The sequence below is a fragment of the Paenibacillus sp. FSL P2-0121 genome (genome assembly GCF_037975345.1).
Lineage (GTDB): Bacteria > Bacillota > Bacilli > Paenibacillales > Paenibacillaceae > Paenibacillus_AQ > Paenibacillus_AQ odorifer.
The window spans coordinates 4,841,983-4,864,113 of record NZ_CP150245.1 but is presented as its reverse complement, the minus strand read 5'-3'; the positions used below and the strand labels follow the sequence as shown (position 1 = coordinate 4,864,113).

Here is a 22,131-nt window from a genome sequence, read left to right as displayed (position 1 = left end):
TTTATGATGTCATTACCCGTAGCAATTCTTGAAGCTGTGCCTGTGAGGACAGTGGGTCAAATCCGTAGAACATATCACCTTGGTTCAGAATATATACCCGTCCGTTACGTACTGCATCTAATTGCTTCCAGGCTTTAGAATGTAGTAGGCGAGTAAAACGTTGTCTTCCCTCAGAAGATGAAGGGATGCTGGTGATAATAATATGGTCAGCAGGAAACGATACGATATCCTCAATAGATGCCTCTAAATAGCCGGAATCGGTGATCCCTTTTTCAATAATTACGGAGGGGGGCTTGAAGCCAAGATCACCGTATAGAATTTGGCAACCTCTGCCGAAGCTGCTACTGAAACAGTAGGCGGATCGGGAGCTAACCTCCCACACGATAGCCGTACCTCTCTCCATTCCTATTGCATGGTTTAATAACCCGTTGGCAGTAAGACAAAGTCTGTCATAATGACTTAGCCACTGTTCAGCACGCTGTCGTCGATTCACAACCTCGGCAATCAGAGCAAATTGCTCTCGCCAACTCATTTGCATAAAGGGCAGCTCAATAACCGGAGCAACAGGAGTCAGAATCTTATTGTCGGGTAGACTGTAGCCGATAATGACATCTGGCTTTACCGCAGCTACTGAGTCATAGAGTAATGAAAATTTGCCCTCGCTCATTTGAAGCTGTTTGGAAGCGGGAACTTGTTCCAAGCTATGTTGCCATTCGGAATAAACCCCGAGTTGAGGCATGATTTCCAGTACTCGCAGGCTAGCGGTGTGATTATAGTTCAGGGCAACGACCCGTTTATTCTTATTCTGGTAGGCTGTAGGTGAAACGCCAACAAGCTGCTTGAATTTTCGGCTCAAATAAGTTCCCTCTTCGTAACCAACCTCATGTGCCAGTGTTGTCAGATTGGGGGAACTGGTCAGGATTCGTTGCTGGGCTTTACGGATTCTTAGGAGTGTAATATAAGCACTGAAGGATAGACCTATTGATTTGCGAAAGGCTCGCGAAAAGTGCTCAGGGCTCACTTCAGCTAAAGCAGCCATTTGATCCCGTGTGATATCTTCATTGTAATGAGCTTCTATATACTCCGTCACTTGCTCCATCCAACTGCTTGATCTTTCTTTACGGGATGTCAGTTCACTATGAAGCTCCACTAGGAACTGGGTGAATAGCTGCTGGACCCTAAACGGCTTTTGCTTATCAGCGTCTATCCAAGCACTGTAAAGCTCACCTGCCAAGGCTGTCAAACGTGTAGAGGCATGGTGGACAGGGGAGTTGTCATTTATAAAAATGTCCTCATCTTTACTCTGGGGTATAGAGGAATACTCAATCCATATCCCCTTTAACTGTAATTCAGGTTCCATCTTCAATAAAGAAGAACTACTAAGGGCTATTAAGCTTCCGGCCATGACCTTGTGTAGCTTACCGTCTATTTCAAGAAAACCTTTCCCATCCCAGATTATCATAAGGCTGGAATTAGTAGAAGAAATGTTTGAGGCTGTGTAGTTGGTTATTCCCGATAAGCTGATGACCCGAAGGGGCATATAAAAAGGATGGGATGAATAAGGCATCCCGTCGGATTGGATCTGCATGTAGTAATCCCTTTCTTTTCATTGATAATCATTCTCATTTATAGTATAACAGTCTTTCTTACTATTGACTATAATGATGCTTATGATAGTGTTTAAAATAATCCACGAACGGAATAGGGTTAGCTGATAGGAAGGGGTTGAAGTCATCCATGACGACCTGGAATTTACAAGGAACTGTAAGTCACTTATTAATATGTAACGGTAGCAGCTGCAAGAAACACAAAGGTGAAGAGGTAGCTGAAGCGATAGAAGATGAGATTGAGAAGCAGGGCGCACAAAGTCTTATACATACGACTGTGACCCGTTGTAATGGAAGATGTTCAGATGCTTGTGTGGTGATCGCTTATCCCGAAGGTGTGTGGTACAAAGAGATTACACCTAAGCTGGCGAAATCATTAGTGCGGAAACATTTGCAGGGGGAGAAGCTTGAAGGTCACGTGTTATACACCTATGATGGACAATTGATTGCTTCAAATGAAAAGGACGCTAAAGGGAAAAAGAAAAAATAGCAAGGCTTGGGAGTACCTTTTAGCTGCGGTTCTAACCCTGTACAGAGGAATATCTCGTGCAGGGTTATTTATTTATAAACAGGGGAGGATTATGATTGAATCGGATCATGACCAGACTCGTAATAGGACTGTGTGCTTAATTAAGGACATCAAATTTGACTTGCAGGGCTAACGTTGACTATGCTATTAAAAAGTGAATGAAATAACACAGTATATATGATGGTTTATAGGGGAGAGGGTACGATGGAGAGGCTGCAGGTGTGGCCAGAGAAGTTCAAAAAATTTTTTCTGAATAATAAATTTGTAGTAGTGCTGCTCATTATGCTGCTGGTTGGAATTAATATTCTGGTATTCTCCAAAATACCGTTTATTTTTAAGCCGATATCAGTATTGCTGCACACCGTGGCCGCACCATTATTACTGGCAGGTATAGCTTATTATTTGCTGAATCCGTTGGTAGATCGGATGGAGAAAAGATCCCGAATAAAACGTGTATATGCAATAATTATCCTATATTTGTTGATTGCTGGTATCATCACGCTGGTTTTGTTTATGGTCATTCCAATTATACGGACTCAGCTATCAGGATTGATCGACAATTTTCCAAGGTATAGTGAATTAATTCAAGAACGGTTTATGGATCTGACCGGAACGGAGTTCTTTGGGCAAGTTCAAGATAGTATCGGAACGAACCTTAGTGAGATAACATCTAAGATAACGGCGTGGGGCAGTTCTTTTCTGAATAATGCCCTGACAGGTGTTGGCAGCTTTGTAGGAGCCCTTACAGAGATTGTCTTGGCGGTTGTAACGACGCCATTTATTTTGTTCTACTTGCTTCGCGATGGAAAAAAATTGCCGGATTATATTCTGAAGTTTGTACCTACTTCTCTGCAGCCGCAGACTCGTATGGTCATGTCGGAGATGAACAGTCAGGTATCCTCTTACATACGCGGGCAAATTATAGTCAGCTGCTGTATTGGTCTGCTGCTCTATATTGGTTATTTAATCATTGGTTTGGAGTACTCTCTGGTTCTGGCTATTGCTGCTGCTTGTACAGCAGTTGTTCCTTATCTGGGCCCGGCAATCGCGATTACACCTGCCCTAATTGTGGCGATGGTCACTTCTCCATTTATGCTGCTGAAGATGATTATCGTGTGGACGGCTGTTCAGCTGATTGAAGGAAAATTCATCTCACCACAGATCATGGGCAAGACGTTGAAGATTCATCCGATAACCATTATTTTTGTAATTATATTCGCAGGTAAAATGTTTGGGATTCTGGGGATTATCCTTGCAGTTCCGGGTTATGCGGTACTTAAGGTGGTATTTACACATCTTTTTGAATGGTTCCGGTTTCGATCCGGCTTATATAAACAGATTGAAGAGAATAAGGAATAATGTGGAAGGGTGAAATGTAATGGGAGGACCAATAGCAGTAACCTCTTACGGTAAGCTTCAAGGAATACAGGAGGGGGACGTGAACATTTGGCGCGGGATCCCTTTTGCAGCCCCACCTGTTGGAGAACTTCGGTTTCGTGCACCACAGCCACCAGAGGCCTGGGATGGGATTAGAGATGCTTCTGAATTTGGTCCAGTTAGTCATCAGCCAGCGGATACGAGAGGTACTCGGTTCGGTGGCAAGACGCCGCTTCATTCCGAGGATTGTCTGTATTTAAATATTTGGGCGCCAGCAGTTCATGATGAGCCCCTGCCTGTTATGTTCTGGATTCACGGGGGGACGTTTGTGACCGGGGCTGGAAGTCAGCCGCAGTTTGACGGCACAAGCTTCGCTGAGCGAGGCAAAGTAATTTTAGTGACCATTAACTATCGGCTGGGTCCATTTGGATTCATGAATTTGTCTCCATTTGGCCATGGGCTTGCTTCTAATCAAGGATTATTGGATCAAATTGCTGCGCTGGAATGGGTAAAACTGAATATTGCTGCTTTTGGCGGGGACCCGCAGCGGGTAACTGTATTCGGAGAGTCAGCAGGGAGTATGAGTATCGCAGCCCTTTTGGCTATGCCAGCAGCGAAGGGGTTGTTCGCTGGCGCGATTATGCAAAGTGGGGCTGCTCAGACGCTGCCTAACGAGCAAGGAAAGTACATTGCAGCTGCACTGCTAGCTGAATTAGGGATTGCCCCAGATGGAGATGCCAGTCTTCTGCAAACATTTTCTTCTGAACAAATTATCGATGCAGCCGCAAGAATGACTAAAAAGTTAACGGGTGGCTCAATTGGCATGTTATTTCAGCCTGTCATTGATGGGGATATACTTCCTGTAGAACCTGCACAGGCTGTGGCAGAAGGATCGGCACATGGTATTCCGCTATTGATCGGAACCAATCGTGATGAGGGCAACTTGTTCTTCAGAGAAGAATCACCTGAGGCAGACTTTGACGAATCACTCAAGGCGCTGGAGCAGATGATGGGTACTGGGAGTCTGAAGGAAATTGCTAACCATTATTCTTCCACCTGGGAGGGACAAGCTGAAATTCTAACGGATCTTTACTTCTGGACAACCTCGGTGTCTCTGGCGGAAAACCAATTGAATTATGCACCAGTCTGGATGTACCGTTTTGACGGCACGATCCCAGGTCATCCTTTGTTAAATAAAGCTGTGCATAGTGCAGAAATCGTTTATGCCTTTAATAATCTATCTCATCTAACCCATCTTAGGGCAGAAATTAATCCAACGATGCAGAAGTTGGCTGAAGTTATGCATGACGCTTGGATTGCTTTCGCTCATCAAGGAAATCCGGCTACAGCAGAGAGGGTATGGCCGAAATACAATCTGGAGGAACGGGCTACCTTGATCTTTGATGAAGATACGCATGTAGCTTATGATCCTGAGTCAGAGAAACGCAAAAGAATTGTCACTATGCTGGCTTAAGAAGATTGAGAGGCTGAATAAAGATGCAGGTAGAAGGTTTTAACCATGTGACCGTAAATGTCAGTAATTTAGCAAATTCCCTGAATTTCTACACAGGAATTCTGGGCCTTCAGCTAGTTCATAGAGGTAAAACTGATGCTTATCTGGAATGGGGAAGTGCCTGGATATGTCTTCTTGAAAAGCCTGATTATATGTCGATTGCAAATAATGTGGTTGGGGTAGACCATATTGCTTTTAGTATTGCAGAGGAACATTTTGAGGAAGCCGTCCAAGGATTGCTAACCCAGAATGTGCCCATAATTAGAGGACCAATCAAACGGGGAATAGGCTGGACGGTCAATTTTCTAGATCCAGATGGTATACAGCTAGAGCTGCATACCTCGAATCTGCGGGAACGAATGAGTGTTTGGAACACTGCTACTGAATAAAAGATGGGTGTCCTATCAGCCTAAACGGCTAATGGGACACCCATTTTTTTAACGACCTAAATATTCTTTGATTCCTAAAACTACTGCTTCGGCTATTTTATTTTGGATGTCCGGGGTAAACAGCAATGCTTCATCCTTGGTATTGCTTAAGTAACCACATTCTAATAATATTGCTGGCATTTTGGTTTCTCTTGTTACATGATAGTTAGCTTGACGAACCCCTCGGTCCTGCAGTCCTGTAGCAACTGCGAGGTATTTGTGAACGGTTTGAGCGAATAATAAGCTATCATTGCGTGTGTAATAGGTCTCTGTGCCACTAGGGTTACTTTTACTGCCCGCCGGAATACTATTGGCATGAACAGAGATAAATAGATCGGCTTTTACATTGTTGGCGAGGTTAGATCTGTCCTGTAGAGTTGGGTATGTATCGCCACTGCGCGTGAGTATAACCTCGATATTTGGTTCTTTCTTTAGTAATTCTGCAATTTTCAGTGCTGTCGGTAAGGTGAAATCTTTCTCTTTAAGCTTGTTAACACTTGAACTCCCTGGATCTTTCCCACCATGTCCTGCATCGATGACGATTATCTTCTTGTCTGTGTTGCCGGTAGAAGGTGGAGGAGTTATAACCGGTACTTCTGGTAAGGTGGTTTCAGGAAGCGTAACGCTAGTCCCATTAAGATCCACAATAATAAGTCCATCATTAGCATTTATCAGACTGTAGCTATTAGCGCTGTTTAGATCAATTACGATCCGAATGGTAGATGGGGAACTGCTGAATAATGAATAGCGAACGGCAGAGACATTAGGATAGTCAGTAACCGTTAACTGTCCGCTTTGGTTCTTTCCTACGGACAGATTCTGATGGAAGTCGGTTCCAAAGCCAGTATTCGGTAAATCCACGACAATTCGGTCTTTGTCTGTCATAGTGAACACGGTAGGTTTTATACTGCCGTTCACTGCAATAACCAGCTGGTTATCGATGAAGCTTAGATTGGTGACTGTAGCTACTGAGCTATTCCCTTCATTTGCTGTATTCCCGTTTGATCCGTTGTCTGAAGGTGCTGTTGGAGTGGGTTGTGGAACCGTAATTTCCGGATCGCTTCCCCCAATCTCAGGTACTGGAGAGGTTAAATATACGGTTTTGGTTACATTGTCCCAACCGACAGTAGTTCCTGTCTGTTCCCCAACAAATCTTAAAGGAACAAGGGTTGTGCTGCCACTGAGAAACGGAGGATTGTCCAGTTTGACTTGTTTCCCTGAAGCTTCTGCCATCGTATTATCCACGATCAGCTTTAAAGTAGTTCCCTTTTGCTCAATGATCGCCGTCTTGGTCACATTATCCCATTTCACGGTATAACCAAGCTGTTCCGCAACAACACGAAGAGGAACCATTACACTGCCATTTACAATTTGTACCTGTGCTTCTTTTGAAATCTTAAGATCGTTGCCGTCTAGGTTGATGTGTGTTTCCGCAGAGCCGGCATAACCAGTTCCTGGATGAACCAGCACCAACAAAAGCAGCAGTAACGCCAAAAAACCAAACTTTTTCATCTGCAATCCCTACCATCCCCGTTTATTGGTCTCTAGCAATTCTTACTTTTTCTTCCTTTGATGCCGTTTAAGGCTCGTATAAAGTATAAACGACAATAGTTTCCAAAAGTTGCGCTCTACAACAGATAAAAAGGAAAATTTTCGGTATAAAATTAGAAAAGAGCCTTCCCAAACATTTGGGATAGCTCTCATTTGCTAAAGAGATTTTATTTTAACGATGTATAACCTGTTTTCTCTACCAATTTCTGACCTTGAGCAGATTGAATCCAATCCAGAAAGGACTGAATATTAGGGTTGTCGCTTCCCGCGGTCACTGCATAAAATTCTGTTGCCAAAGGGTACTGTCCACTACGAATACTTTCCTTGTCTGGTTGGATACCATCGATGGCCAGCAGGGCTATTTCCCCGTTTCGATTCATTTCTGAGGCGTAAAATAAGAAGCTGTAGCCCAGTGCATTTTTATAGTTGCGATAGCTGGAGGTTTGTTGAATGATACCGCTCATAATATCCGCTACGTCTTCTTGAGGCGGCTTCATGAGTGGAGTGTCCTTCATAAACTTTTGCAACATCGTCTGGCTTCCGCTATCTTCAGGTCGTTGAAAAGCACGGATTCGGTTATTAGCTCCGCCTACATCTTTCCAATTTGTGACCTTGCCTGCGTAAATATCTTTAAGTTGAGCGGTGGACAGTCCGGTTACGTCGTTTCGTTTGTTTACAAAAAATACGAAGGCCTCGCGGCCGATCGGCGTAAGCTTCAGTTCGACACCTTTTCTTTTAGCTTCTTTTTGTTGTGCAATTGACGGAGCCGCTACAAATATAATATCGGTTTCTCCTTCAATTAATCTCTTGTAAGCTTCAGGCGTGCTGCTGCAAATTACTTGACTTGTTTGAAAATCATACGGATTATAATAACCCTCAGGATAAGTAGATTGAACGAAAGCTGAATACAGTGGATAAAGTGCGGTTGCGCCGTCCAATCTTGGGAGATCGCTATCGATATGATAGGAAGAAGGCTCGTCCAGATTCACTGCTTTGGTCTTCTCAGCAAAGGGTTCATACTGTAGCAGATTAACCTCCCGATCATCGACCATGGCAATTCTGTTGACGTACGCTTGCTTGATCTCATATCCTGCGGTCGCGAGCAGACTAAGTCCGAGGATAGATAACAATACAATATTGCTTGTTCTTCGGGACAATACATTAAATATGATGAGTACAACATAGATGGCTAATACGATCGCTAAGATCGCCACAAGTGGGGTATAAAACAGCAGTCCTCCGTAAAGCGCAGTAATTATAGCACCTATGAATCCTAAAAAAGCTATTCCTCCAACGGCAAAAATGGAGAACAATAATTTCGTCCAGAATGCTTCTTTCATAACAACCTCCTCGACATGATTACTAAACTATGGAAAAATCAACATAATTTCATTATACAGAAGTTTTTTGGATGAAGCAGTAGAACAATTACGAACAAACATGTAATAAAATGCTGCGAAACATGAAAGTAATGTGTACATTTTCATAAAGTACTGGACGAATGGCAAGAAGAGGTTTATTCTGAGATTGTGAAAAAAACAACGGAATACAAGATTCTCGGGGTAGGGTGAAATTCCCGACCGGCGGTAATGTTCAAAGCGAACTGAGCCCGCGACTCACTTGTTCTGCTTGCAGAGAAGTGACTGATCTGGTGTAAATCCAGAGCCGACGGTAAAGTCCGGATGGGAGAGGATCATAAGATAAAGACGCTAGGAGTCTATCCTTGTACGTCTTTATTGATAATGCCCCCGAGTTTACCTTTTTGGTAATTCGGGGGTTTTTGGTCTCTTATCGAGGGTTTGTATCGACAAGGAGAAGGAAATTATGAGTAATGTTACAGCTTCATCATCAACTAAGGTTGGCAGTACATCAGCGCTACGCAGTGGATTTTGGCTCGTTGTGATTGGTGCAGCATTATGGGGCGTTGATCCGCTCTTTCGTATCATCCTGTTAAAATCCTTAACCTCCTCGCAAATTGTTCTTCTGGAGCATGTGGTGCTTTTCTTGGCTGCTTCACCTGTTCTTTGGCGTCACCGGGCGGAGCTTAAAGGAATTGGATTTCGCCAGATTGGTGCTTTATTGATTGTTTCATGGGGAGGCTCTGCCGGGGCGACGATCCTATTTACGATGGCACTTTCCAGTGGGGATTTGAATGCGGTGCTGTTACTGCAAAAGCTTCAGCCAATATTCGCTATCGGTCTCGCTGCTTTAATTCTTAAAGAACGTTTGCCAAAAAATTTCGGACCACTCATTGTGTTGGCGCTGGTAGGAACCTATCTGCTGACCTTTGGCTGGAGTATCCCTTTCGGACATGTGAATAACTTTATTGGGGTTAGCAGTCTGATGGCCTTGGGAGCAGCTGCACTGTGGGGGGGATCGACAGTCATGGGACGTTATCTGCTCGGTTCTATGAAATATGAGACAGTGACTTCGCTGCGGTTTATCCTTGCGCTTCCTTTACTTTTCGTTATTACTACGCTAGAAGGTGCCCCGTGGCAGATTCATGGCGGGTTTGGTGCATCGGCAGCTATTGCGGTTAATCTATTGCTGCAAGCTTTGCTGCCAGGACTTCTTAGTATGTTGTTGTATTACAAAGGACTTAGCACGACCAAAGCTTCCTTCGCCACATTGGCTGAACTCAGCTTTCCTATGACGGGAGTAATCATCAACTGGATTGTGTTCCAACAGCTGGTCACTATCCCGCAGATTCTCGGATTTGCCTTGATCTGGGTCGCTTTATTCTTTTTATCTAATCAACAGTCCAAACCACAAACGCTCTGAGCAGATTGAAGTGGAATGGTTCTACCTATATAAAGATGATTCGAAGCCGTATGGCTTTCGGATCATCTTTTTTTTGTATGTGATTTTACTCCTTGCTTAGATCAAATCGACTGCAAAAACTGCTGAAATGTTTCTAACGTAACATATAGCAGAGTTAATAAAGCGTTTACAATTAGGGAGTGCACAAAATGACTGTGCTGCTGAGTACATAATCCATGATTAAATTATTTAGGAGGAAGCAGACATTGAAGAAATCATTTGTATTATTTATGATTCTGACCTTTCTTATTTCCCCTTTTACGTTTGGGCAGTCTGCTCAAGCGGCAGGAGATGAGAATATTGCCCTAGGAAAGCCTGCTATATCCGATAGTGAGCTTGCAGGATATGAAGCGGGTAACGCAGTAGATTCCGATGAATGGAACACACATTGGACGGCGAATGACGGGAGCTTTCCTCATTGGCTGGAAGTAGATCTGCAAGGTGCATATGATTTGTCAGGTGCAACCGTCATCTGGAATGCATGGAGTTACATTAATCAATATACGATTGAAGTATCACGTGATCATAAGGTATGGACAACAGTTGTGGACAAAAGTCAGAGCAGCAGTGTAGAGCAAACTCAGTACAATGCTTTTAAGCTGCGGAATGTTTCTTATGTAAGGGTCAACCTGACCGGCATCAACGGCGGAAAATGGGCAGCCATTAATGATCTGAAGGTCTGGGGTGTTCCCGCAGCCAGCGCGCCGCATGAGCCGGCACAGGGTGAAATACAAACTGTACTGCCAGTACGGTTGGACACGGAAATTGGGCAAGCCCCTGAGCTTCCAAGTGTTGTAACTGTGGTATATAGCAATTCTGACACGGAGGATGCTCAGGTTGCTTGGGATGTGATCCCTCCAGCAGAGTATTCCCGTCCCGGAACCTTTACAGTAAGCGGTTCTATCTCAGGTACTGTGCAGAAGGCAGTGGCGAAGGTAACAGTAGTAGGTGACAGCAGCACGCCTATTGTTGGATTTGAGAGTATAAATGTCAGCACAATTACGGATGTGCCTGCTTTATTGCCATCAGCGGTAACGGCTATATACGAAGATGGGTCAAGCAAACAGCTGCCTGTAACCTGGGATGACCTTACTGAAGCGGAGTACGCGGTTGAAGGAACTTACAGCGTAATGGGGAAAGTTGCAGGGACAGACCTACAACCCACAGCTGATATTCAGGTTACTCCGCTTGTGCTGCAATCCGGGTTCATAAAAGGTGCGGACATTTCCACACTGGAAGCGATTGAGGATGCCGGTGGAAAGTATTACGACAATGGAGTAGAAAAGGATTTGCTGGATATTCTTAAAAGCCGGGGTGTAAATTACATTCGGCTGCGTTTATGGAATGATCCTCAGGAAGCTGGCGGCTATAATGACCGTGAGCATGTTGTGGAAATGGCGCAGCGTGTCAAAGCCAAAGGCTTTAAGCTGTTGCTTGATTTCCACTACTCTGATTTCTGGGCTGATCCCGGAAAGCAAAACAAGCCGGGAGCATGGGCGGATTACTCCTATGATGAATTGAAGCAAGCGGTATATGACTATACCAAAGATGTTATGGATGAGCTAAAGGAAAAGGGAGCTTCACCCGATATGGTCCAAATCGGAAATGAGATTAATGGGGGCTTGTTATGGCCTGACGGCAAATCCTATGATCAAGAGAATGCTTTTGAGAAGGTTGTTCCGCTTCTGGAGAGCGGAGTGAAGGGAGTTAGAGACAGCGAGGGTGCAGGTCAGGATATCAAAATTATGATCCATCTTGCTGAAGGTGGCAAAAATGATATGTTTCGTTGGTTCTTTGACGAATTAACGAAGCGGAATCTTGATTATGATGTGATCGGCGCGTCCTTTTATCCGTATTGGAGCGGAACGATGGATAGCCTGCAGTTTAACTTGGACGATATCTCTAAACGATATGGTAAAGAAGTGATTGTGACGGAAACCGCGTATCCTTACACGCTGGAGGACGGCGACAATTTTGAGAATAACATCGCCCGCCAAGATCAGCTAGACGGCAGTGGCTTCCCAGCTACGGTTGCAGGTCAAATGGCTGAGGTCAAAACAGTAATGAATGTATTGTCCAAAGTACCCGATGGTAAAGGAACAGGCTTGTTCTATTGGGAACCAGCTTGGATTCCAGTGCAAGGTGTAGGCTGGAAGGTAGGCGAAGGAAATGCTTGGGAGAATCAGGCAATGTTCGATTTTGCAGGGAATGCACTCTCTTCATTAAATGTCTTCAAAACCCCGGTGGCCGGTGAGGGGGGCGAAGAGGAACCCGGAACGGGAGGGAATCCCGGCACTGGCGGGGAACCCGGAACGGGAGGGAATCCTGGCACTGGCGGGGAACCCGGAACGGGAGGGAATCCCGGCACTGGCGAGGAACCCGGAACGGGAGGAAATCCTGGCACTGGTGAAGAACCCGGAACGGGAGGAAATCCCGGCACTGGTGAGGAACCCGGAACGGGAGGGAATCCTGGCACTGGTGAAGAACCCGGAACAGGGGTTAATCCTGATCCTATCATCACCGTCAGAGATTCAAGCGTTGTAAATTCAGCAAATAAAGCAGTGGTCGAACATACAGCGGCAGGACAACTTCAGGTGAAGGCACAAGCAGGAATTTCCGGCATAGCTGAGATCACGCTAAGTATAGAGGATATCAATAAGGCGCTGTCGACGCTTCCGGCGGATGGAAAACTGGTTATTTCTGTTCTGCCATCGACGGGAGAGCTTAAGGGAGCAGTCGTTCATCTTCCGTTGAGTTCTATACTAGAGCAGGGCAAACATCCTCAAATAGTAATTGTATATGGGACGGCCTCTGTTACGGTTTCTACGGAAGCTAGTGCAGGAATTATTAAGACGGGAGCTAAGGAACTAACGCTCTCACTGGTTCAGGTAGCTACGCCAACCTTGCCTTCACCATTGGTAACTGGAGCAAAAGACTACCCGGCCTATAACATCCATGTGTCAGTAGACGGGACTTCTATCGATGTTTTCAAAAAAGGAGCAATATCGGTAGCCTTCCACTACAAGCTGAAGCTCGGGGAGCAGAGCCAGCGGATTGCTGTTTATTCGATACTTGCTGATGGAAAACTCGAAGTTATCAAAGCTGTGCGGTACAACCCAACCGCGGAACAGATTGTGTTTAATCCAAGTCATTTCAGCATTTATGCTGCGGGGTACGCAGAGGTGGGGTACACAGATTTAAAAGCAGCAGATTGGGCCACGTTAGCGATTGAATCCTTGACGGCTAAAGGGATCGTGCAAGGAATAGGAAACGGGATCTTTAATCCGCAAGGGGAGGTTACACGCGCTGAATTTGTCAGCATGCTGCTGTCCGCGCTGGAGTTAAATGCAGAAAGAGGAACAGGCAGTTTTAAAGATGTGAACCTTGATGCGTGGTATAGCTCTGCTGTGAATACTGCTGGGAAATTGGGTGTTGTACAAGGACATGCGGATGGCACTTTTGGCCCGAATGATAAATTGTCCCGTGAAGAAATGGCAGCTATTTCATACCGTGCGCTTAAGTTGGCGGAGAAAGTGAACGGTCAGACGGATGTGAACGTTATTTCTTTTAAAGATAAAGACCTGATCTCGTTGTATGCCAGTGAAGGGATAACAGCGCTTGCGCAGGCTGGGATTATCAATGGATTCGAAGATGGCAATTTCCGCCCGCAAGCCCATACAACACGCGCTGAAGCGGCTTACATCATACTCAATCTTTTGCAGCAATAATAGGCAGACAGGCAATAACTGTGCTCGAAAAGGCAGTTAGGGCCTGTCTTTACCACATTTTTTAGATATTTATCTTTTCGCAAGTAGGGATTGTTTGTACAATAGGGGCTATGACATTTGAGCCGGAGAGTGAAGGAACGTGTATAGATATAATTTATTTACCAAAATCGTGAGTATCATGGTCATTATGCTGATCCCGATAACCATCCTTTACTTCTATTCCAATAAAACGACCACGGATGTGCTGCGTACGGAGTTAAATACTTCGAATAATAATCAGCTTAGTTTTTTTCAGAATCAGGTAGAAAGTAATATGGAGTTATTGTCTTCGTGGCCGATTCTGCTGATCCATGATCCTGATATCCTCAGCCTTAAGGATACTTATCTGGAAAAAGGGCGTTTGAATCTGGATACGATAAACCTGATCAAACGGATTCAGACCAAAATCAGCATTCAAGAAAGCTCCTCCAATTGGAAGAGTAAGCTATATTTATACTCCCCGTCCATTCATCGTATGGTGTCTGAAAATGATGCGAAGTTATATGAAGATGAGGATCTGAAGCGGGAAGTGAAGTCGGGCTGGCATGTGGAGAAGATTGAAGGGCAGGAGGGTGACCGCTTCGTATTCTCATGGTTTTCTTTTACACCTTTTATGTCAGAATTCGCTCCGGAAAAAGTCAAAACGGTTATGAAGGTAGAGTTCGACAGCCGGAACATAGAGGATATGCTGGATAAATTCAAAAGTGATGGCAGAAGAGATCCTTTTTATTATAAGCAGGGAACAGGACTTATTTTTAACCGCAGTGCCGACAAGGTGTTAGCTAAAGAATTGGTAGACAGGCTGGAAGAGACCCAGCTGAAGCCTAGTGAGAATCGCACGGTCAAAATAGAAGGTGAATCCTACAGTGTAAATATCGTCTATTCGGACAAAATGGGCTGGTATTTGATCGACTATATGCCGCTGACTGAAATCCTACATCCGATCCTGACCTCTAATCGTTTATTTTATTTTGCGATCAGTGCTTTGTTGTTAATGAGCTGTCTCGTAGCCTATCTATTATATGTTCAAGTGCAGGTGCCTATAAGGTTATTGGTTGGAGGCTTTCAACGGTTGAAGCAAGGGGATTATTCTGCGCGAGTGGAGATTAAAGGGAAGAATGAATTCAGCTTCCTGTCCGGCCGGTTTAACAGTATGGTAGAACAGATTCAGATGCTGATCGAGAATGTGCTGATGGAGAAAATCCATGTTCGCGAAGCCCGCTTAAAGCAGCTTCAATCACAGATAAATCCACATTTTTTCTATAATTGCTTCTCCTTTATTACAAGTATGGCGAAGCTCGATAATATGGGGGCAGTCGTTGGGATGTCGCATAATTTGTCCCGATATTACAGATACACCACTCGTCAGGAACGTGATTTGGTTGCGCTGTCTGAAGAGGTGGAATTTGTGAATCATTATCTGGAGATCCAGAAGATGAGGATGAGCAGACTTCGTTATGAGATCAATATCCCACCGCAAATGCGCAAAAGAGAGCTTCCGCCGCTCGTACTGCAGCCTTTGGTGGAGAATGCGGTTATACATGGAATTGAGCCCGTCGCCAAAGAGGGACTGGTGCGGATTACGGGTTCCTGTGCAGGCAGAGAAATGACGCTTACGGTTGAGGATGATGGTCAGGGCATGACGCCAGAGAGAATTATAGAACTGGAAAATAAACTAAGCAGGGCGATGGATGAAGAAATGGGCTGCGGTTTATGGAATGTGCATCAGAGAATGCGGCTGCGTTTTGGGGAGACGTCTGGCTTGCGCATCTCGCCTTCTCCGCTTGGAGGATTACAGGTGACACTGCAGTGGTTGCTGCCCTACACAGACAATGAAATGGAATGACATCTAGGAGGGGAAAGAATGATAGAGCTGTTGTTAGTTGATGATGAGCCCTATGTTACGGAAAGTTTAGCCCGTACTATTCCATGGGCTGAAATCGGGGTAAAGCAGGTGCATCAAGCGGCATCGGGTGCTGAAGCTCTGCAAATTATGGAACAGCAGGCTATAGATATTATGGTTACGGATATTTCAATGCCAGGAATGACTGGCCTGCAATTAATTGAAGCCGTGAGCGAGAAATGGCCAAATATTCGGTCCATTTTATTGACAGGTTATTCCGATTTTCAATATGCGAAAAAAGCTATTCAACTGCAGGCATTTGATTATAATTTGAAGCCGGTAAGTGATGATGAGTTTATCAAAAGCGTATCCAGTGCGATTGAATCTTTGAAAGACGAATGGGAAGCTCATGATAGATATCATTTGCTGCTGTATAATCGCAAAGCCGATTACAGTGTTTTGCGGGCTAATCTGATGCATGAATTGCTTCTCGGCAGGGTGCTGTCTGAGCGGACACTAGCCATTAAGCTGAAGGAATATGAAATCTCCTTCCAGCCGGATGCTGAAGCGGCGATGCTGCTGATTCAGCTGGGTAAACATTATGCCGCAATGGATCACCATTCGGTCTCTCTCATGGAATATGCGATCGGCAACATTGCCGAGGAGATTTTTAAGGAACAGTTCCATGTCTGGTTCTGCAAAGCGCCGCATGATTGCTTGATTCTGCTTGTTGAATTAAAGCCGGCAGTACAGCAGGAATTGGAGCAAATGGCTAACTATGAAGCTGCAAGGCAGCAAATCCTAAAAGCGGTGATCGCGAATTTCCGAATTAGTGTAAGCAATTACCTCAAGGGTGAGATTTCACTGATTGTAACGGAGTGGTTCACCTTTCCAGAGGGGATGACGGCTGCCTATAGAAGCGGTCTTAGCTCGATGTATTTGGCAGCACATGATGAATCCAGCTCCGTGCTGTTTTTGGATGACCGCCAGCATCAGGAGACGATCAGCATCAAATCGCTCGAATGTCTTTATCGTCCACCTACACTCATTCATCTGCTGGAATCCAAACAATGGGATACAGCAAGGCAAAAAATTGCTGACGTGTTCCGGGATATGGAGAATGCACGGTTTTCCAGTGAACATCTGTACGAGGTCTTTCTATCGATAACGAATGCATTTATGTATATAGCGCATAAGAGTGGTCAGTTCATCTCCAAGATCGACCAATACGCTTTAGATCCGTTGTTGACGCAGAGTATTATTGTTTCTTTTGATAAGCTTAAAGATTGGGCGTTTGATATGCTCGATAAGCTTCAGAAGGAGCTATCCGAAAGCGATCAGAATACGAAAAGTTATATTATCAAGCAGGTGCATGAGCTGGTAGGAAACCATTCGGGGCATGAGCTGTCCGTCAAAACCATTGCCGATCATGTATATTTGCATCCAGTCTACTTGTCCAAGATTTATAAAGCTGAGACTGGGGAAGGACTTGGGGACTATATTATTCGGATGCGGATGGAACGGGCACTTTATCTGCTTAAAAATACGAATAAAAAAATCTATGAAATTACCTCTGAGCTTGGATATCAGAATCCGCAATATTTCAGTAAGATGTTCAAAAAACACTACAATATGACACCAAATGAATTCCGGGACGGATAGAGGTTGAGAAAGGTGCAGAAACCTTGTTTAAATGACGTATTCGGGCTCAGCGTCGTTCCCTATAATTAAAAAGTAACCAACACTTATGGAATCCAAGGGGGAACAAAATGAGCGCGATGAAGAGAAAAAGATGGCTGCCGCTCCTGTGCATGAGCATGCTTTTGGCGGGTAGCCTTGCGGGCTGTTCAGGCAATAACGCTGCTAATAGTAAAGACACTGCTGGAGATAAAGCAGCTGGTGAAGCGACTGCAAATACAGCTTCCAATTCTGAAAACGCCTACAAGGATAAATACGATCCTGAGGTGACATTTACAACCGCATGGGGCGTGGACCCTGAGCTTAAATTCAAAAACGGTGAAAGCATTGAGAATAACGTGGCTACAAAATGGGCTAAAGAAAAATTCGGCATCAACATTAAGTCCCTTTGGTCCATCACAGATACGAACGGCGCATTTGGTACGAAGCTGCGTTTATCCATGTCTTCAGGTCAGGACATGCCTGATGTCGTAACCATCGGTACAGCCGACAACACTATTGCACAGGATTTGATCGATTCCGGCATGTATGCAGATGTAGGAACTTTGTTTGATAAATATGCTTCAGATACTTGGAAAGAAGCGATGGCACAGGATCCTAACGTTTGGAACCAATACAGCCGTGATGGCAAAAGAATGGGCCTGCCTGTTCTCGATTATGCATATAACCATGATTACATTCTGTGGATCCGCCAAGATTGGCTGGATAAGCTGAATATGCAAGCCCCTAAGACGATCGATGAGCTGGAAAAAGTGATGGATGCGTTCAAGAATCAGAACCCTGATGGTTTGGCACCAGACAAGGTAACTCCACTTAGTATCGGCTTCAAAACAACAATGAACACTTGGATGGGCGATCCATCTTGGATCTTTGGTGCTTACGGAACCTTGCCACAGCAATGGAATCTAGATGCTGATGGTAAACTAGAATACGGCTCAGTAAATGCTGGCATGAAGCAAGGGCTTGAAAAACTGAAGGAATGGTTGGCGAAAGGTTATATTCCTCAGGAAGCAGCTCTTTGGGATGAGAACAAAACTGCCGAACCAGCAGTTGCAGGTACAGCAGGGATTCTCCCGGGTCCTTACTGGATGAGCGGCTGGCCGCTTCAGGATACCGTGAAGAACTCTCCAGATGCAGTATGGGCTCCAATTGAAATTCCAGCGGGTACAGATGGAAAGGTTATGCGTCATGGCACACAATTCACTAACGGTGTAACTTTGATCAGCACGAAAATGAAAAATCCAGAAGCCTTCTTTACTTATCAAAACTATCTGTTCGATAACTTTGCTAATCCAACGCCAGGCAGTGAACTGGATAACGGTCTTTTTGCAGGATATGACTATGAGCTAGACGCGAACGGCAAGATGATCGAAAATGATAAAATTGCTGGCGGTTATGTGAATAGTGTTCGTTATATGCTGGTTCGTGACGGTGCCCGGATCCCGGATGCCCAAATGAAAGCACTCCTTAACCTGGCAGATGGCGCAGAGCCAACAACCCGTCTGGAGAAGGACGTAGCTGTGAATTATGGTAAAGATACCCCTGCGGCTGCCAAAGTTCTGCTGGCGCAAGAGGATAAATCCTTTAAGAATATGTTCACAGGTCCTACGACCGAAACTATGAAATCGAAGATGGACTATCTGAACAAAATTGAGAACCAAACGTTTAATGAAATTATCTATGGCAACAAACCGCTGGATGCATTTGATTCCTTTGTAGCAACCTGGAAATCAGGTGGTGGCGATCAAATCACTAAAGAAGTTAACGAATGGTATGACAGCGTAAAATAAGGTTTGGATTTAGTTTGACTAGGTAAAAAGAAGTAAACGGGACCGTCTCTTCAGCCGTAGCATTAGGCTTTAGGGAGGGTCCCTGTTTGCGTTTGAAGTCCTCTTTTTTCAATGTGATAAAGAGATTGCTTTTGTACCATATATATTGGTTTTGCCCGCTATTTGAGGAATTCGGGCGTTGCTATAATTTGAGTATGGTTACAGAAGAACTTGACACGATATGGGGGACCAAGGATGAGAACACTAAAAAAAACATGGCCTTTTCACTTGATGTTATTGCCAGCGATGATATTCCTGATCATCTTCAGCTTTATTCCAATGGGCGGAATTGTGATGGCATTTCAGGATTATAAGCCATGGCTGAAAATTTCAGGCTCGGCATGGGTTGGATTGGACAATTTCCGTTATCTATTTGAACGTAATGACAGTATGCAGGTCATTTGGAATACATTGATTATTGCTGTTCTAAAAATGATTTTCAATCTGGCTGTACCGTTTGTATTCGCCATTTTGTTAAATGAGATTCGCAAGGTATACATACAGCGTACTATTCAGACACTGGTGTACTTGCCTCACTTTTTATCTTGGGTTATTCTCGGCGGGATATTGCTGGATTTGCTTGCTACAGATGGTTTTGTCAATCAGATCTTAGGCAGCATGGGCTTCAAACCAATCTTTTTCTTAGGCGATAACAACTGGTTCCGGTTCACAGTTATTCTCACAGATGTGTGGAAGGAATTTGGTTATAATACGATCGTTTTCTTAGCTGCTCTAGCAGGAATCAATCCATCATTATATGAAGCTGCTGAAATAGACGGCGCTAACCGCTGGAAGCAGACACGTTTTATCACAATGCCATCTCTATTGCCAATGGTTGTGGTGGTAGGTACCTTGGCTCTCGGAAATGTATTGAACGCAGGGTTTGACCAGATTTTTAACCTCTACAATCCACTGGTCTATCAGAAAGGCGATATTATTGATACCTTCGTGTACCGCACGGCTATTCTGAATGGTGAGATGGGCTTTGGTACGGCAATCGGACTGTTTAAGTCGGCCATTAGTATGATCCTAATTCTCGTCTCGTACAGTTTGGCTAAGAAGTGGGCAGGATATCGCATTTTCTAATCTACCAAAGGAAGAGGGAGACAACTTATGTATTACAAAACAAGAGGTTATCGTATATTCAACGTGTTTAATACTTGCTTTCTAATCCTGCTCGCACTGATGTGTATTGTACCTTTGATTCATGTGCTGGCTGTATCCTTTAGCGCGAAGTCGGCAGCGGATGCCAATTTGGTAGGGTTATGGCCAAAGCAATTCTCTCTGGAAGCTTATAAAAAGACAATAAACAATCCGATCTTTCTACACTCCATCTGGGTATCTGTACAAAGAACCATACTCGGGACTGGACTTACACTTTTAATTACTTTTTTGGCAGCCTATCCGTTGTCCAAAGAAAACTCAGCCTTCAAGGGCCGTAATGTTTACTCTTGGTTGTTCGTTTTCAGTATGGTGTTCAACGGTGGATTGATTCCATTTTACATTGTGATTCAAAAGATTGGTTTGATGGATTCCTTCTGGGTACTTGTTCTTCCAGGTGCGGTAAATACGTTCTTGGTGATTCTGATGCTGAACTTCTTCCGTGGTATTCCAAAAGATCTGGAGGAGGCTTCGCTAATAGACGGAGCCGGACATTTCCGTACGTTGTTCAGTATTTACTTGCCGATTTCTCTGCCGTCGATCGCTACGATTGCCTTGTTCAGCATGGTATTCCATTGGAACTCCTGGTTCGATGGACTATTGTATTTGAATAATTCCAAGCAATTTCCACTGGCGACATTCCTGCAGACGGTTATCATTCAACGGGATATGAGCTCCATGAGCATCAATCCAAAGGAAATGGAGCTGATCTCGCAGACGACGGTGAGAGCCGCGCAAATATTTATCGGAGCCGCTCCAATTTTGATCGTATATCCTTTCCTGCAAAAATATTTTGTTAAAGGGATGACACTTGGTTCTGTAAAGGAGTAGCAATGATGACAACCACATTTATCAATGGAATGGATATCTCGTTTCTGGATGAAATTGAGCAGGGTGGAGGAGCGTATTACAGCGGTGCTGTAGAGTCCGTTGAGAACGCTGAGGATTTGCTCTACATTCTGAAGGACAATGGCGTGAATGCCATCCGGCTGCGGATTTGGAATGATCCTCCGGGCGGCTTCTGCAATCTAGAACGTACGCTGATTATGGCTAAGCGAATTAAAGAAGCAGGACTTAACTTTCTGCTGGATTTTCATTATTCGGATAAATGGGCAGATCCTGCTAATCAATCGAAGCCAAAAGCTTGGGAGAATCTTGATTTTACGGGTTTAACATCAGCCGTGTATGAGTTTACTCGTGAGGTTCTTGAGCTTTTGCAATCTCAAGGCACTATGCCCGACATGGTGCAGATCGGTAATGAGATTACTCCAGGCATGTTATGGAATGAAGGCAAGGTGGATGGAGAGTGGGATACTACGGAGCAATGGGAACAGTTCATTACACTGGTTCAAGCAGGAATAGCGGGCGCAAAAGCTGTTGCTTCTGATTTGTCCATCATGATCCATATTGACCGTGGTGCTGATCATCCAGCCAGCCGTAACTTTTATGATCTGTTTTTCGAGCATGGCGTAAATTTTGATGTGATCGGATTATCTTTTTATTCTTGGTGGCACGGCACGCTGGATGACTTGCGATCTAACCTGAATGAATTGGCGGTGCGGTACAATAAGGATATTATTGTTGTTGAAACAGCTTATCCTTGGACGCTGAATGCACCTGAAGGTTTCCCCTTAATAGTAAGTGAGGAAAAGCAGCTGCATGAAGGTTATCCGGCTACAGTAGAGGGACAGACTAAGTATATGAAAGATTTTATTAGTGTTATTGAGAATATACCTAACGGTAAAGGTATCGGGTTTTATTATTGGGAGCCAGCCTGGGTTCCTTCGCAAAAGGAATGGTCCGTGGGACATGAGAATGGTTGGTCCAATCTGACCCTGTTTGATTTTGCGGGAGGGAAATTGGATTCGCTCGAATTCTGACGTATTTAGGATTGAAACAAGAAGACAGCTTAAGGTTAATTACCTTGAGCTGTCTTCTTTTTAATTTCCAGAAGAAGGGTTAGCCTTTCCTGATACCTATAAACAAGCAACATTTCAGTATTTCAAGA

The 22,131-nt window shown here is 44.4% G+C and carries 15 protein-coding genes and 1 riboswitch; of the genes, 12 read left to right on the top strand and 3 right to left on the bottom strand.

Annotation, left to right across the window (positions count from 1 at the left end; genetic code table 11):
- Position 1: 1 nt before the first annotated feature.
- Entirely contained in the window at positions 2-1,588 is a 1,587-nt protein-coding gene (locus MKY54_RS21625; protein WP_339187878.1) for an AraC family transcriptional regulator, read from the bottom strand.
- Positions 1,589-1,737: 149 nt separating this feature from the next.
- On the opposite strand from MKY54_RS21625, the gene MKY54_RS21620 reads away from it, so the two are divergent.
- The 4 genes from MKY54_RS21620 (at position 1,738) to MKY54_RS21605 (ending at position 5,415) form a co-directional block, all read left to right on the top strand.
- A complete protein-coding gene (locus tag MKY54_RS21620; protein WP_076127411.1) occupies positions 1,738-2,097 on the top strand; it encodes a (2Fe-2S) ferredoxin domain-containing protein in 360 nt (119 codons plus the stop codon).
- 243 nt (positions 2,098-2,340) lie between these two features.
- Positions 2,341-3,495, top strand: a complete 1,155-nt coding sequence (locus tag MKY54_RS21615) for an AI-2E family transporter (RefSeq protein WP_076127413.1) — start codon at positions 2,341-2,343, stop codon at positions 3,493-3,495.
- A 19-nt stretch (positions 3,496-3,514) separates the two neighbouring features.
- On the top strand, positions 3,515-4,987 hold the full coding sequence (locus MKY54_RS21610) for a carboxylesterase/lipase family protein (RefSeq protein WP_076278362.1): 1,473 nt from the start codon (positions 3,515-3,517) through the stop codon (positions 4,985-4,987).
- 23 nt (positions 4,988-5,010) lie between these two features.
- Positions 5,011-5,415 carry a VOC family protein gene (locus tag MKY54_RS21605; RefSeq protein ID WP_076127416.1) on the top strand — a complete coding sequence of 135 codons (405 nt, stop codon included), beginning with the start codon at positions 5,011-5,013 and terminating at the stop codon, positions 5,413-5,415.
- Positions 5,416-5,463: 48 nt separating this feature from the next.
- On the opposite strand, the gene MKY54_RS21600 is transcribed toward MKY54_RS21605, so the two are convergent.
- The gene (locus MKY54_RS21600) at positions 5,464-6,966 is read right to left on the bottom strand and encodes an N-acetylmuramoyl-L-alanine amidase family protein (protein ID WP_076192328.1); all 1,503 of its coding nucleotides are present in this window, start codon (positions 6,964-6,966) and stop codon (positions 5,464-5,466) included.
- 206 nt (positions 6,967-7,172) lie between these two features.
- Positions 7,173-8,345, bottom strand: a complete 1,173-nt coding sequence (locus MKY54_RS21595; RefSeq protein ID WP_076281418.1) for a substrate-binding domain-containing protein — start codon at positions 8,343-8,345, stop codon at positions 7,173-7,175.
- A gap of 209 nt (positions 8,346-8,554) precedes the next feature.
- Positions 8,555-8,703: riboswitch (FMN riboswitch) on the top strand.
- A gap of 126 nt (positions 8,704-8,829) precedes the next feature.
- Here MKY54_RS21595 and MKY54_RS21590 point away from each other — a divergent pair.
- From MKY54_RS21590 to MKY54_RS21555, 8 genes are all read left to right on the top strand, one after another.
- Complete coding sequence (locus tag MKY54_RS21590) at positions 8,830-9,786, top strand: DMT family transporter (RefSeq protein WP_076104422.1); 957 nt, start codon at positions 8,830-8,832, stop codon at positions 9,784-9,786.
- A 245-nt stretch (positions 9,787-10,031) separates the two neighbouring features.
- Positions 10,032-13,553: a glycosyl hydrolase 53 family protein gene (locus MKY54_RS21585; protein WP_339187870.1), complete on the top strand. Its 3,522-nt coding sequence runs from the start codon at positions 10,032-10,034 to the stop codon at positions 13,551-13,553.
- 139 nt (positions 13,554-13,692) lie between these two features.
- A complete protein-coding gene (locus tag MKY54_RS21580; RefSeq protein WP_076127421.1) occupies positions 13,693-15,438 on the top strand; it encodes a histidine kinase in 1,746 nt (581 codons plus the stop codon).
- Between the two features lie 18 nt (positions 15,439-15,456).
- The gene (locus MKY54_RS21575) at positions 15,457-17,097 is read left to right on the top strand and encodes a response regulator (RefSeq protein WP_339187869.1); all 1,641 of its coding nucleotides are present in this window, start codon (positions 15,457-15,459) and stop codon (positions 17,095-17,097) included.
- Between the two features lie 107 nt (positions 17,098-17,204).
- Positions 17,205-18,923: a sugar ABC transporter gene (locus MKY54_RS21570; RefSeq protein WP_339187867.1), complete on the top strand. Its 1,719-nt coding sequence runs from the start codon at positions 17,205-17,207 to the stop codon at positions 18,921-18,923.
- Positions 18,924-19,157: 234 nt separating this feature from the next.
- Positions 19,158-20,048 carry an ABC transporter permease subunit gene (locus tag MKY54_RS21565; RefSeq protein WP_036676126.1) on the top strand — a complete coding sequence of 297 codons (891 nt, stop codon included), beginning with the start codon at positions 19,158-19,160 and terminating at the stop codon, positions 20,046-20,048.
- A 27-nt stretch (positions 20,049-20,075) separates the two neighbouring features.
- Positions 20,076-20,954 carry a carbohydrate ABC transporter permease gene (locus MKY54_RS21560; protein WP_036676128.1) on the top strand — a complete coding sequence of 293 codons (879 nt, stop codon included), beginning with the start codon at positions 20,076-20,078 and terminating at the stop codon, positions 20,952-20,954.
- Between the two features lie 5 nt (positions 20,955-20,959).
- The gene (locus tag MKY54_RS21555) at positions 20,960-22,003 is read left to right on the top strand and encodes an arabinogalactan endo-1,4-beta-galactosidase (RefSeq protein WP_339187864.1); all 1,044 of its coding nucleotides are present in this window, start codon (positions 20,960-20,962) and stop codon (positions 22,001-22,003) included.
- Positions 22,004-22,131: the final 128 nt, after the last annotated feature.